The sequence below is a fragment of the Candidatus Latescibacter sp. IFSED24 genome (genome assembly GCF_058273205.1).
In genome coordinates, this window is record NZ_CM177850.1 from 2,920,889 (window position 1) to 2,933,541 (window position 12,653).

Annotated in this window: 10 protein-coding genes; 1 reads left to right on the forward strand and 9 read right to left on the reverse strand. The window is 70.3% G+C overall.

The window, feature by feature from the left end; all coding sequences use genetic code 11:
• Nucleotides 1-167 precede the first annotated feature (167 nt).
• Nucleotides 168-1,901, reverse strand: coding sequence for a DEAD/DEAH box helicase (locus tag IFSED24_RS11875; protein WP_491331679.1), 1,734 nt, complete (start codon nucleotides 1,899-1,901; stop codon nucleotides 168-170).
• A 207-nt stretch (nucleotides 1,902-2,108) separates the two neighbouring features.
• The gene (locus tag IFSED24_RS11880) at nucleotides 2,109-2,441 is read right to left on the reverse strand and encodes a DUF6958 family protein (RefSeq protein WP_491331680.1); all 333 of its coding nucleotides are present in this window, start codon (nucleotides 2,439-2,441) and stop codon (nucleotides 2,109-2,111) included.
• Between the two features lie 305 nt (nucleotides 2,442-2,746).
• Between IFSED24_RS11880 and IFSED24_RS11885 the strand changes: the two genes are divergently transcribed.
• Complete coding sequence (locus IFSED24_RS11885; RefSeq protein ID WP_491331681.1) at nucleotides 2,747-4,747, forward strand: TonB-dependent receptor plug domain-containing protein; 2,001 nt, start codon at nucleotides 2,747-2,749, stop codon at nucleotides 4,745-4,747.
• Here the strand turns inward: IFSED24_RS11885 and IFSED24_RS11890 are convergent, their stop codons facing one another.
• The 7 genes from IFSED24_RS11890 to IFSED24_RS11920 all read right to left on the reverse strand — a co-directional run bounded on the left by IFSED24_RS11890 (nucleotide 4,748) and on the right by IFSED24_RS11920 (nucleotide 12,506).
• On the reverse strand, nucleotides 4,748-5,290 hold the full coding sequence (locus IFSED24_RS11890) for a hypothetical protein (RefSeq protein ID WP_491331682.1): 543 nt from the start codon (nucleotides 5,288-5,290) through the stop codon (nucleotides 4,748-4,750). It lies immediately after the preceding gene.
• 162 nt (nucleotides 5,291-5,452) lie between these two features.
• The gene (locus tag IFSED24_RS11895; RefSeq protein ID WP_491331683.1) at nucleotides 5,453-6,421 is read right to left on the reverse strand and encodes a hypothetical protein; all 969 of its coding nucleotides are present in this window, start codon (nucleotides 6,419-6,421) and stop codon (nucleotides 5,453-5,455) included.
• A gap of 1 nt (nucleotide 6,422) precedes the next feature.
• Nucleotides 6,423-6,866, reverse strand: coding sequence for a methylglyoxal synthase (locus IFSED24_RS11900; RefSeq protein ID WP_491331684.1), 444 nt, complete (start codon nucleotides 6,864-6,866; stop codon nucleotides 6,423-6,425).
• A 30-nt stretch (nucleotides 6,867-6,896) separates the two neighbouring features.
• Nucleotides 6,897-7,967, reverse strand: coding sequence for a GGDEF domain-containing protein (locus IFSED24_RS11905; protein ID WP_491331685.1), 1,071 nt, complete (start codon nucleotides 7,965-7,967; stop codon nucleotides 6,897-6,899).
• Between the two features lie 140 nt (nucleotides 7,968-8,107).
• Nucleotides 8,108-8,815 carry a thioredoxin-dependent peroxiredoxin gene (gene prxU, locus IFSED24_RS11910; RefSeq protein ID WP_491331686.1) on the reverse strand — a complete coding sequence of 236 codons (708 nt, stop codon included), beginning with the start codon at nucleotides 8,813-8,815 and terminating at the stop codon, nucleotides 8,108-8,110.
• A gap of 119 nt (nucleotides 8,816-8,934) precedes the next feature.
• Complete coding sequence (locus IFSED24_RS11915; RefSeq protein ID WP_491331687.1) at nucleotides 8,935-11,925, reverse strand: tetratricopeptide repeat protein; 2,991 nt, start codon at nucleotides 11,923-11,925, stop codon at nucleotides 8,935-8,937.
• On the reverse strand, nucleotides 11,922-12,506 hold the full coding sequence (locus IFSED24_RS11920) for a sigma-70 family RNA polymerase sigma factor (RefSeq protein WP_491331688.1): 585 nt from the start codon (nucleotides 12,504-12,506) through the stop codon (nucleotides 11,922-11,924). The genes IFSED24_RS11915 and IFSED24_RS11920 overlap by 4 nt, the downstream gene beginning before the upstream one ends.
• Nucleotides 12,507-12,653: the final 147 nt, after the last annotated feature.

Here is a 12,653-nt window from a genome sequence, read left to right on the forward strand (position 1 = left end):
GCCGCCGCCGGACGCGCTCCATCGCCGGCGCGCCACGGTCAGGATCCCGGCCACCGCCACTCGTCGCACCAGTCCGGTCACTTCCAGGCCTCTCCGCGCGGGACAGTCCTGCGGTGCGGGCATGGTAGCACGACCGGGGCCGGGGACGTCAACGACGACCAACGGGATCAGTGATCACGCCGCGGTTTCCGGGCTCCGTGCGGACGCCCGCCGTGCCCGCGGCGCGGCCCCGGCCGGAACTCGGCGCCAGAGCAGCGGGTCATCTGCAACGGCACGCCGAACACCCGGACCTGCTGCAGTCGCCGCAGCACGTGGTCGGGCATGCCCGCCGGCAGGTCGATGAGGCTGTGCTCACCGTGGATCTCGATGCGACCGATCACCTTGCCCTGCAGGCCGACCTCGTTGGCGATGGCGCCCACCAGGTTGCCGGGCTTGACGCCGTGGACCCGGCCCAGCGCCACCCGGTAGCGCTCGAAGCCCGAATCGATGGTGGGCCGCCGACCCGGACGCTCGCCACCGGGACCGGGGCCCTGCCGGTTGTCCTGGTCGACCCAGGCCAGCCGGGGCAACTCGTCGATCCGCAACGGTTCCTTGCCCTGGACCAGCAGCGCCAGCGCCGCGGCCACCTCGAGTTCGGGTACCGTGTGCTCGGCGCAGTACTGGTCGACGATGTCGGCGAACAGGCCCAGCTCGCCCACACGCTCGCGCGCGGCGGTGATCTGCTCCTTGAAGCGCGTGATGCGCTGGGCGTTGATCACCTCGGCGTCGGGAGGATCCATCCGCTCGAGCCGCTGCTTGGTGGCGTGTTCGATGGTGCGCAGCATGCGGCGCTGCTCGGGCGTGACCAGGAGGATGGCCTCGCCCTCGCGACCGGCCCGGCCGGTGCGGCCGATGCGGTGGATGTAGGACTCGCTGTCGAAGGGGATGTCGTAGTTGATGACGTGGCTGAGGCGGTCGATGTCGAGCCCACGCGCGGCGACGTCGGTGGCCACCAGGATGTCGAGCTTGCCCTGGCGCAGGCGTCCCACGGTGCGCTCGCGCTGGTCCTGGGAGAGTTCGCCGCTCAGGGCGGCGGCGGCGAAGCCCCGCGCCACCAGCCGTTCGGCCACCTCCATGGTGGCCGCCCGGGTGCGCACGAAGACGATGACCCCGTCGGTGGGCTCACCCTCGAGGACCCGCGCCAGCGCCTCGATCTTGCGCCCCTCGCTCACCAGCACGTAGCGCTGCCGCGTGGCCTCCACCGTCGTGGTCCGCGCGCCGATGGTGATCTCCTCGGGCTCGGTGAGGTAGCGGCGGGCGATGCGCCGGATCAGCGGCGGCATGGTGGCCGAGAAGAGCGCGGTCTGCCGGTCGTGCGGCGTCTGGTCGAGGATCCAGGTGACGTCGTCGATGAAGCCCATGCGGAGCATCTCGTCGGCCTCGTCCAGGATCACGCAGGAGATGTCGTCCAGGATCAGGGCGCCCTTGCGGATGAGGTCCATCACCCGGCCCGGAGTCCCCACCACCACGTGCACGCCGCGGCGCAGCCGCCGGAGCTGGTGGCCGTAATCGGCGCCGCCGTAGATCGGCAGCACCTTGAAGCCCTCCATGTGCGCGGCGTACTGCTCGAACGCGCCCGCCACCTGCATGGCCAGCTCGCGCGTGGGCAGGAGCACCAGCACCTGGGGATCGCGCAGCTCGTGATCCAGCAGCGACAGCAACGGCAACGCGAAGGCGCCGGTCTTGCCGGTGCCGGTCTGGGCCTGCCCCACGGTGTCCCGGCCCGCGAGCATGTGCGGGATCAGCTGGGCCTGGATCGGCGTGGGCGTGGTGTGGCCCAGCTCGTCGAGCGCCAGCAGCACCGGCTCGATGAGGTCGAGGTCGTGGAAGCTGATCTCCGGATTGGTCTCGTCGGTCGACATGGCATCCTTCCGGTCGGCGGGGACCGTGGTCGGCACCGACAGCGTGGGAACGGGGTCTGAATCGAGGTGAAGCGCGTACGGGTGCGGGCGGAGACGGCAAGATAGGCACTGATCGGGGCGGAAACCAGGCCAGATCGCGAGGACAGGCCTTCCCGTGGATCGGGCAGTCCGGCGGGCCCGGCCAGCGGGGCCGCGGCCGAAATGCGATCAGGAGCGGCCGGCGGCGGCCGCACTGGCCAGCGGCACCGTGCGCAACAGACGTTGCGCCCCGTTCCCGGGTGCGCGGACCACCTCGCCCCGCACCTCGAGCTCCAGCTTCACCGTGGTGGTGTACCAGCCCACCGAACCGAGGCGCGTCCGGATCCCGGCGGGCAGGTGGGCGGTCACCCGGGGGGACAGCTCCTTGAACGGCAGACCCGCTCCTTCCACCGGCAACGAGGCCAGGATGGCGGTGCGGACCGCCTCGAACTTCCAGGTCTCGATCCTGGTGGGCTGCTTGTCGGGGGTGGGCGTGCGGCAGAGGATCTTGTCTCCGGTCATGGTCTCCTCCTTACAGCAACCCAGGATAACCCTATTGGAGACAATTCTCATCAAGAAATTTCATGACCTGGCCCCTTGCGAGAGGGTTCCCGTCTTGTATGGACGTCAGCTGCCGACCCGTCCCGGCAGGAGCTGTCGCCTGCGATGAAGTCTCGTATTTACACGGATCGACTCCTGTTCCACAGTTTCACCCACCGACCACGCCTCGCCATCGCGAAGATCGCCTCGATTGTCGGTTGCAGGCCCGATGGTGATCCAAGGAAGATACAGGCCATGGACCACCTCCCCCACCCTGGAGGTTCACGGTGCGACGACCGGCCAGGATCCTGCTGACGTTCCTGCCCCTGGTGGCCTGCGGCGTTCTCGCCCAGGACGAGGGTCCCGCCGATCTGTTCACCGTTCCGCTCTCCGAGCTGGTGAACGTGACGGTGGTCTCGGCCACGCTCTACGAGCAGGACCTCATGGAGGCCCCGTCGGCCGTCTCGATCGTCACCGGCGAGGACATCCGCTACAGCGCCGCCCGCACCATTCCCGAACTCCTGCAGTATGTCGTGGGCCTCGACGGCTACACCAAGACCCACACCGACATGGACCTGGCCGCCCGCGGCCTGGCCGGCGACGAGACACCCAAGATGCTGCTCCTCCTCGACGGCCAGCCGGTGAACGTGGTCCCCTATGGCGGGGTCCAGTGGCCCACCCTGCCGGTGCTGCTCGACGACATCGACCGCATCGAGGTGGTGCGCGGGCCGGCCTCGGCGATCTACGGCGCCGACGCCCTGGCCGGCGTCATCAACATCCTGACCCGCACCGCCGAGGACCGCGACACCATGGTCTCGCTGGCCTACGGCGAGCACGGCACCCAGCAGTACGACGCCCACTGGCACACACCCCTCGGCGACCGCTGGCACATGGCGCTCAGCGGCGGGTTCCTGCGCACCGAGAACCGCGGCGTCAAGGACGCGGACCGCCGGACAGGCACTCCCGCCAACTGGGACCTCAAGGATCACGCCGACATCGGCCTGGCCGGCTACCGCCTCGACCACGAGGGCACCACCTCCCGCTTCACCAGCATGGGCGGCTTCAGCGCCACCGGTCACGAGGGCTACAACCCCAGCCCCGGCGATCTGGTGGTGGACAGGGCGCGCAAGCGGACGCTCTGGCTGAACAACAGGTACGTCCGCGACCTGGGCGAGAATCACCTCGAGCTGCGCGTGGGCCTGCGCAATCTCTGGCAGGAGAACGAGAAGCTCGAGGACGACGCCTATGCCTTCAAGTACAAGGTCCGCCGGGGCCTGGGCCTGGACGGCGACCTGCATTACCTGGTGCACAGCCTGGAAGGGCACACCCTCATCCTCGGCGCCAACGCGAGCTACCTGCAGGCCAGCCGCGACATCGCCAACCAGCCGCCGTACCTCTACGACGAGGACGAGACCCTGGTGGCCGGCTACCTCCAGGACCAGATCCGGCTCCTGCAGGATCGCCTGCTCGTGACCCTGAGCGCCCGCTACGACAAGTGGTCGACCCTGGACGGACAGTTCTCCCCCCGTCTGGCCGGCAACCTGGCGCTGGCGGAGGGCCGGTTGAACCTGCGGGCGAGCTGGGGCACGAGCTTCCGCCGCCCCAGCTTCGACGAGAACCACTACTTCGTGAGCTGGCCCACCGGCTGGTTCAAGGGCGCGGCGGTGGACGCGGTCACCGAGGACGGGCGCTTCATCGCCGGCCAGTTGCTGGGCCCCGAGAAGCTCGCCGCCACCGAGCTCGGCGTGCGCTGGCAGCCGGAGTCCTGGCTCGCCCTCGACCTCACCGCCTTCCAGCACGACCTGGACGACCTGCTCGGCTACACGGTCTACCATGCCAGCGGCGACGAGTTGAATCTGGGCAACGGCCGCACCGGCGAGGAGTTGATGATCCGCGGGCTGGAAACCGAACTGCGCACCCGGTTCGGACAGGCATTCGATGGCTTCCTGAACCACACCTACCAGGACGCCACCATCACCGACCCCGACGGCCTCGAGTCCCGCTGGGACAATGCTCCCCGGCACAAGCTGAGCGGCGGCGTGCGCTGGCACGGTCCGGTGGTGGTGGATCTGCGGGCCCGCTGGGTGGATGCGGTGACCTATTCCGAGATCCCCGATGCACCGGTCGCGGACTACGGCACCGTGGATCTGGCGGTCAGCAAGGTCCTGGCCCGGCGGTTCTTCCTCAAGCTGGCGGTGCAGAACCTGCTGGATGATGCGCACCACGAGTACCCGCTCTACACGCAGCTCGTGCGCAAGGCCCGGCTCGCCGTCCAGTATCACTTCTGATCACGGCGCCACCTCGCGCTGCTCGCGGAGCACCTCCCCCAACCGCATGAAGAACCAGTCGCGGGTCTGCTCGATCTCCTGGGCCTCGTCGTGCGCCAGGAGAACGCTGTCCACCTGACGGTGGCGCCAGGGCTGGACCTGCAGGACGAAGGTGTTGGGCTGGCGTTCCCAGAACCAGTCGGCGCTGCCGAACTGGACCAGGTCCGGCGCGATGGAGGGTACCGCGCGCAGCTGGCGCAGGAGCGCCTGGCCCTCGGGGCCCTCGTCGAGCGCGAGCACGAGGTAGGCCAGGCGGTAGAGCACCCGCGCCGACGCCGCGGCGGGCAGGCGGTCGAGGTTGCGGCGGTCCTGGCCCTCGAGGAACACGAAGTGGCCGCAGCAGCTCTGCAACGGGAAGCACCAGGGCAGGTCGGCGTAGCCCTGCACCAGGCTGACCAGCGGCCGGTCGATGTTCGCCGACGAGAGGTCGGCCAGCGCCTTGGCGCGCTGGGCGGCGAAATGGGGATTGGCCTCGATCTGGCGCGGTTCGGTGAACGTCTGCACGGCCGGCGACCTCCCTCTCGCGACGCGGTTCCCTGCATCCGTCCCGCCCCCCTGAGCGGCCCCTGGGTTCCCGGTCGGGGGGCATCCCTCGGCCGCAGTCTACTGGCCGGCACCGGATCGGGCAATGGAGAGTGAGCCTGGGGGGCGAGATTCCGGGCCGGATCAGCGGTCGGCGAGGTCGAGATCCCACTCGCAGGGGCTCGGTGGCCAGAACGCCAGTTCGAGCCAGGGCGCCGGATCCTGGTCGCCCAGCCGGCCGAGGCCGGCCTGCAGGTAGTAGCGGCCGGGTCCGTTGCCGTCCCAGGTCCAGGACCATTCGCGCCGGACGACCTCGCCGGGGGCCAGCTCGAGCCAGGCCGCACCCTCGTGATCACCCGCGGCGGACGCGGTCACCAGGCGGTCCTCGCCGTCGTGGAGCGACCAGCCGAAGAGGTCGTGATCCGGGAAGAAGCGGCGGACCGGTTCCGGGTGCGGGTTCTCCACCACGAGGGTGATCGTGACGGCCTCGCCCGGGTGGACCCGGCGCGGCCACGCCTCGAGCCGGCAGCGCAGGGGCCGCGGCGAGCCCAGGGAATCGGCAGCGGCCTCGGCACAGGCCCCGGCCCCGGCCCCGAGCGGGGGCAAGCCACCGAGGAGCAGCTCGGCGCGTGCCACCCTGGGCACCGACGAACCGTCCTGCACCCCGACCTCGACCACGTACGATCCGGGCGCGACCCGCGCCGGATCCCAGGTCCAGGACCATTCGGCCAGCTCGCCGCAGGGGTCCGGTTCCCCGGCCCGGTCGCCGAGATCGTGATGGCTGGTCAGGACCGACCGGCCGTCCAGGGTGACGATGCGCAGGTCCAGGCCGTGAACGGACAGGCGGAGGTTGTTCGCGCTGGCCGCGTCGGTCGCGTTCCCGGCCCGCCATCGGGGATCGGTGGCCGGCGTGATGACGCGCAGGCGGATGGTCAGGACCTCGCCCGGCAGGACCACCGCCGGATGCAGGTCGAGAACGGCCTGCGGCTGGAAGCGCCCCGCCGGCACCGGCGGCTGCCCGTCCTCGAAGTCGTATGTCTGGGCCCCGGCAGCTCCCGCCAGGCACAGCGACCAGGCGAGCAGCGACAGGGTCCGGCGGCGGTCTCCGCTCATCTCACTCCAGAGGCCGATCGAGGTAGTCGCCCATATCCAGCTGGCGTGGTGCGTAGACCTGCCCCAGCAACGGCGACGACACCAGGAAATCGGCGGTCGAACGATTGCAGGCCACCGGGATATTGTACACCACCGCGATGCGCAGGAGGGCCTTGACATCCACATCGTGCGGCTGGGGCTCCATGGGATCCCAGAAGAAGATCAGGACGTCGATGCGCTCCTCGGCGATCATGGCGCCGAGCTGCTGGTCTCCACCCAGCGGACCGCTCTTGAGCCGGACGATCTGCGTCTCGTCTCCGAGCACCTCGGCGATCACCCGGCCCGTGGTGCCGGTGCAGACCAGCCGATGCCGGCGCAGCGTGCCCGCGTTGTAGTCGACCCATTCGGCCAGTTCGCGTTTGCGATGGTCGTGCGCCACCAGGGCGATGGTCTTCTCGACTTGCATGGCCAGGGGACCTTTCCGGCCGCGAACGGCCTAGAACCGGATCTGGAAGCCGGGTTCCTTCTTCGCCTCGTACATCTGACGGTCGGCCCGGGCGATGAATTCGTCGGGCTTGCAGAATTCCTCGGGACCGGTGAGCGCGATGCCCAGGCTGAAGGTGACGTCGGCGTACTCCTTGGCGAAGGCGGCGATGATGCGCCGGCAGAGGGTCTGGGCCACCTCGATATCGGCCTCGGAGACCACCACGCAGAACTCGTCGCCGCCGTAGCGGCAGGGCACGTCGATCTCGCGGCAGGCCCGGCGCAGCACCCGGCCCACCGCCTGCAGGACCTTGTCGCCGGCCTGGTGGCCGAGGGTGTCGTTGATCTGCTTGAAGTCGTCGATGTCGAAATAGATCAGGGCCAGCGAACGGCGGCGGCGGCGGGACCGGGCGAGTTCGCGGCGCAGCAGTTCGCGCATGGCGCGCGGGTTGTAGAGGTCGGTGAGCGGGTCGCGGCGGGCGCGCTCCTCGAGCTGACGCGTGCGCCGGGCCACGCGGCGTTCGAGATCCTGGGCGTAGCTGGCGAGCTCGCCGCGCTGCTGCTCGACCTTGCCGAGCAGGCTGCCGAAGTAGGTGTCCATGGCCAGCGAGGCGTCGAAGACCAGGAGGCGGCCCAGCGCGCGGTGCACGGCGGCGCGGCGCTGGGGATCGGTGATCCGGGGCAGGAACTGGACCTCGATCTGCTCGCGCAGGGTGATCATGGCGGCCATGTAGAGTTCGGGCGACACGCCCAGGCGCTCGTGGACCTGCCCGACGCGCAGGCGGCGCTCGACGTAGGCGCGGTCGCAGCAGCCGCCGAAGAGGTCGAGCACGTAGGCGCGCTGTGCCGGCTGCAGGCGGGCCATGATCTCCTCGTGGTCGATCAGGGCGGCCACCTCGGGGATGGCGAGCTGGTGCCGATAGAACGCGTCGACGATGGTGTCGAGCCGCGGCTCGACGAGGTCGCGGCAGTCGCGCAGGGCCTGCCGGACCTCCTCGTCGATGCCGAAGAGGTCGCGGCGGCGCGCGATCTCGGCGTCGGTGATGGCGAGCACAGCGAACGGCGGCTGGTCGGCGCGGGCCAAGCGGACCTCCCTGTCTGCGAATCCTCCGGCCCGGTCAACGTACCAGAACCGGCGATCTGCGGCCAGAACCAGGTTGCCCGACGGCGAGCCGCCGCGCTCGAGGTCGACCGCGGCGGCTCCGGGATCCTGGCGACCAGGGGCTAGGCCCCCGGCTTCCAGTGCTGCCAGACCTTGCCCACCAGGTCGGGGCCCGGCGACAGCGTGGGTTGGCCGGGTTGCCAGCCCGAGGGTGTGACCTCGCCGGTCTTCACCACGTGCTGGTAGGCCTTCACCTGGCGGAGCAGCTCCTCCGGGTTGCGGCCCACCTCGGGGGTGAGGACCTCCATGGCGCGGATATTGAAATCGGGGTCGATGAGGAAACGGCCGCGGATGTCGACCCCGGCCGGCTCGTCATACACGCCGTACACCTGGCCGACACGGCCGCCGGCGTCGGCGAGCATGGGGAACGGCACGCCGCCGTCCACCATCTTCATGAGCTCCTCTTCCTGCCAGATCTTGTGGGTGAAGCGACTGTCGGTGCTCATGGCCAGCACCTGGACCCCGAGCTTCTCGAATTCGCCGTTGAGGGCTGCGACCGCAGCCAGCTCGGTGGGTCAGACGAACGTGAAATCACCAGGGTAGAAGCAGAGGACGATCCACTTCCCCTTGTAGTCGCTCAACGTCACGGGTACGAAGCCCTTGCCCTGGACGTAGGCCGTGGCCTCGAAGTCCGGGGCCGGGTAGCCCACCTTGGCTTGCATGCGGATCACCTCCTGGGATGCGGCGGTGGTCGCACCGGCGGCGGGGGCTTCCTCGGAGAGGATGGGACCCCGCACGGGCTTGACGCAGCCGTCTTTCTGCTTGGACATGCCTGTCTCCTTTCGACCGGTCGCGTCGTCGCGCCGGAGCAGGAGCAGGATAGAGTCATGCGGGAAGACTGTAAATCGGCAGCGAATTGGTATGCGATAACGCGGACCCGTCGACCAGGTCAGATTCCCGCCCGGGCCGCGATCGCCCGTGTCTCCACGAGCCGCGGATGTTCCGCCGGCAGCCGGCCGGCCAGCACCTCGCGGCCCGACCGCAACAGCGGCACAGCCTCCTCGCGCCGGCCGCTCGCCAGCAGCAGGTCGGCGAGCTGGATCCGCCAGTAGGCGGTCAGGGGATGGTCGTCGCCCACGTGCCCCACGCGCAGCGCGATGGCCTGCCGGAAGAGGCGCTCGGCCTCCACCAGCTCGCCGCGTTCCCGGTGGATCCTGGCCCGCAGATGCAGCGCTCCCGCCAGCCGCGGGCTCTCCGGTCCCACTGCCGCGCGCAGGTTGGCCAGGGCCGCCTCGGCCTCGGCCTCGGCCTCCACCACCCGTCCCTGTTCGAGCTGGAGACCCGCCAGCTGGCACTGGTTCGTGGCCGTGAAGACGTTGTCGTCGCCATACCGTTCGCGGGCGATGGCCAGCGCGCGCAGCTGATGCGTCAGCGCCTCCTGGTACTGCCCCAGTTCCCCCAGCGACCGCGCCAGGTGCATGTGGGCGATGGCGGTGTACTTGTGGTCCGGGCCGCGGAGCTCGAGGTTCAGGGCCAGCGATTCGCGATGGAGCGTGATGGCTTCCTCGTAGCGGCCGGTGTCGTGCAACAGCCAGCCGAGATCGTTGAGCCGGCCGGCCAGCAGCTGGTGCTTGTCGCCCAGGTGCTCGCGGGTCAGGGCCACGGCCTCGCGCAGGCCGGCCTCCGCCTCCGCGTACCGGCCTTGCTTGTTCTGGACCAGGGAGAGCGAGCTGAGCGACTTGATGATCTCCGGATGTCCAGGCGGCAGGAGGTCGCAGCGCATGGCGTAGGCCTCGGCATAGGCGCGCTCGGCCTCGGCCTGGTTGCCCCGCTCGTCGAGGAGGGCGCCGAGTCCCATCAGGCTGTAGGCCACGTTGGGGTGGTGGTCGCCGTAGAGCTGACGATCGAGCGCCAGCACCTGCCGCTGAATAGGTTCGGCCGCCTCCCAGTCGCCGCGTTCGCGCAGGAGCAATCCCAGGTTATACAGGGTGTTGGCCACCTCGGGATGGTCCTCGCCCAGCCAGGCTCGCTGCAGCGCCAGGGCCTCGCGGAACATGGGCTCGGCCGTTCCGGTGTCGCCGCGTTCGAGCAGCAGGAGCGCCAGATCGTTGAGGCAGGTGGCGTAAGGCGGATGGCGCTGCAACGTCCGCTGCGCGTAGATGGCCAGCGCCTCGTGATACAACGCTTCCGCTGCCTCGGGTCGACCCTGGTAGACCGCCACCATGGCCTGTCCCTGCAGGGCGTCGGCCACCGCGAGGTGTCGCGGCCCCAGTTCGGCCCTCCGGATCGCCACCACCCGGCCGAGGAGCGAATCGGCGGCCGCGAGGCGGCCGGTGACGGTGTCGAGCCGGCCGAGCAGGCTGGCGGACGCGGCGTACTCGAGGTGCCGATCGCCGTAGAGGTCGGTCTTGAGCGCCAGCGCGCGCGCCAGCAGCTCGCGGCTCTCGTCGTAGAGGCCGAGGCCGTGGTACACCTCGCCCACCACGTCGAGCATGGCGGCCTGGATCTCGGGCTGGTCCGCGAGGTCGGTGCGGATGCGGCGGGAGCCGCGTTCGAGGATCTCGCGCGCGGTGATGTCGGCGCCGCGGCTCTGGTCGGGGTCGGCCAGGGCGAAGAGCGAGGTCAGGAAGGTGGAGACCTGCTCGGCCTTGGCCTCGCCGCGACGCGCCCGGTCGCGCTCGGTGGCCAGCTTGCCGGTGTAGAAGGTGGCCATGCCCAGCGTCACGGTCAGCACCGCCGCGGCCGCCATGAAGCCCCGGCGGTAGCGTTGCAGCAGCTTCGTGGTGCGGTATCGCCAGGTGGCCGGACGGGCGACAACCGGTCGGCCGTCCAGGTAGCGGCCGAGGTCGTCTGCCAGGCGGCCCGGGGAGTTGTAGCGGCGGGCGGACTCGCCTCGCAGCGCCTTGAGGCAGATGTTGTCGAGATCGCCCGCCAGGGGGCGGCGGCCGAAGGGTGGGTCGTCGGGCGTGTTGGGCAGGCGGCTGGGGCGCTGGGGTTCGGTCTCGCAGACCAGCCGCGCCATCTCGCGCGGCGAGGTCTGGCTGTCGCCGAAGGGCAGGGCGCCCGTGAGCAGACGGTGCAGGACCACGCCCAGCCCGAAGACGTCGGTGGCGGTGGAGACCGGCTCGCCCCGGATCTGCTCGGGCGCCGCGTAGCCCGGGGTCATCACGGCCAGGCCCGGCATGGTGTCGGGAGCATCGCCGGCGGCGCGATCATCCGGGTCGAGCAGCTTGGCGATGCCGAAGTCCATGAGCTTCACCACGCCGCTGGCCGAGACGATGATGTTGCTCGGTTTCAGGTCGCGGTGCACCACCAGGTTGTTGTGGGCGTGCTGCACCGCCTCGCAAACCGTGCGCATGAGCTGCAGCCGCGCCCGCAGGCCGAGGCCCTCCTCGGCACAGTGGACGTCGATGGGCCGTCCCTCGACGTACTCCATGGCGAGATAGGGCCGACCGTCGGCGGTCAGTCCACCGTCGAGCAGCGTGGCGATGTGGGGATGCTGCAGGCGGGCGAGGATCTGCCGTTCGATGCGGAATCGCGCGAGCAATGCTTCCGAATCGAGGCCGCGGTGGATCACCTTGATGGCCAGCTGGAGGTCGTACACGCCGTCGCTGCGCCGCGCCAGGTAGACCGTGCCCATGCCGCCGCGGGCCAGCCGTTTCTCGATGGTGTAGCGGCCCACCGTCTGACCCACGAGATCGTCGGCGGCCGAGGGCTCCGACTCGCGCCCCAGATAGCTCGCCACGTCGGCGGCCATGTGGTCGAGGAATTCCGGACTGGCCTCATCGGCCTCGAGCAGGCTCAGCACCTCGCGCGCCAGCTCCCGGTCCACCCCGCACCGGCGGGCCACGAACGAGGACCGCTCGGCCGGGGCCAGATCGAGCGCGGCGGCGAACAGGTCCTGGACCTGCTGCCAGCGATCGCCGGTCCGGCCGCTCATGGCGACAGCTCCCGGCTGAGCCAGGCCTGCGCCAGCCGCCAGTCGCGCCGCACGGTGGGTTCGGAGACGTTCAGGACCGCGGCCACCTCCTCGTGGGTCATGCCGCCGAAGAAGCGCAGTTCCACCACCTGACGCTGGCGATCGCTGAGCGCGCCGAGCCGGTCGAGCGCCCGGTCGAGCTCGATGAGCGCCTCGGGCGTGTCGTAGGCCGCCGGCAGCGACTCGGTGAAGGTGACCATGGCCTGGCCGCCGCCGCGTTTCTGGGCCAGCCGCTGGCGGGCGTGATCGATGAGGATGCGGCGCATGACCCGGGCGGCCACCGCGTAGAAGTGGGCCCGGTCCTGCCACTGGACCCGCTCCTGGTCCACGAGCTTGAGGTAGGCCTCGTGCACCAGGGCGGTGGGCGTGAGCGTGTGTCCATCGCGCTCGCTGCGCATCTGCCGGCTCGCCAGCCGGTGCAGCGTGTCGTAGACGTGACCGATCAGCTGATCGACGGCGTCGCGATCGTGGTGCGAGGCGGCGCGGCAGAGGCGCGTCACCAGATCCCTGGAGAGTTCCACGCGGTACCAGTCCTTGGACAAGTTCACTCCTGTTTTAATCACGAATCTCATTCTCAGCCAGGTCCGACGGATTGAAGGGGCGCCGGGCGCGGACGGCGCGGACGGTGAGGCGACCGACGCCCCCGGGGTCGGCCCCGAAGGCGAAGCGGCGGCGATCCGGTCGAGAGA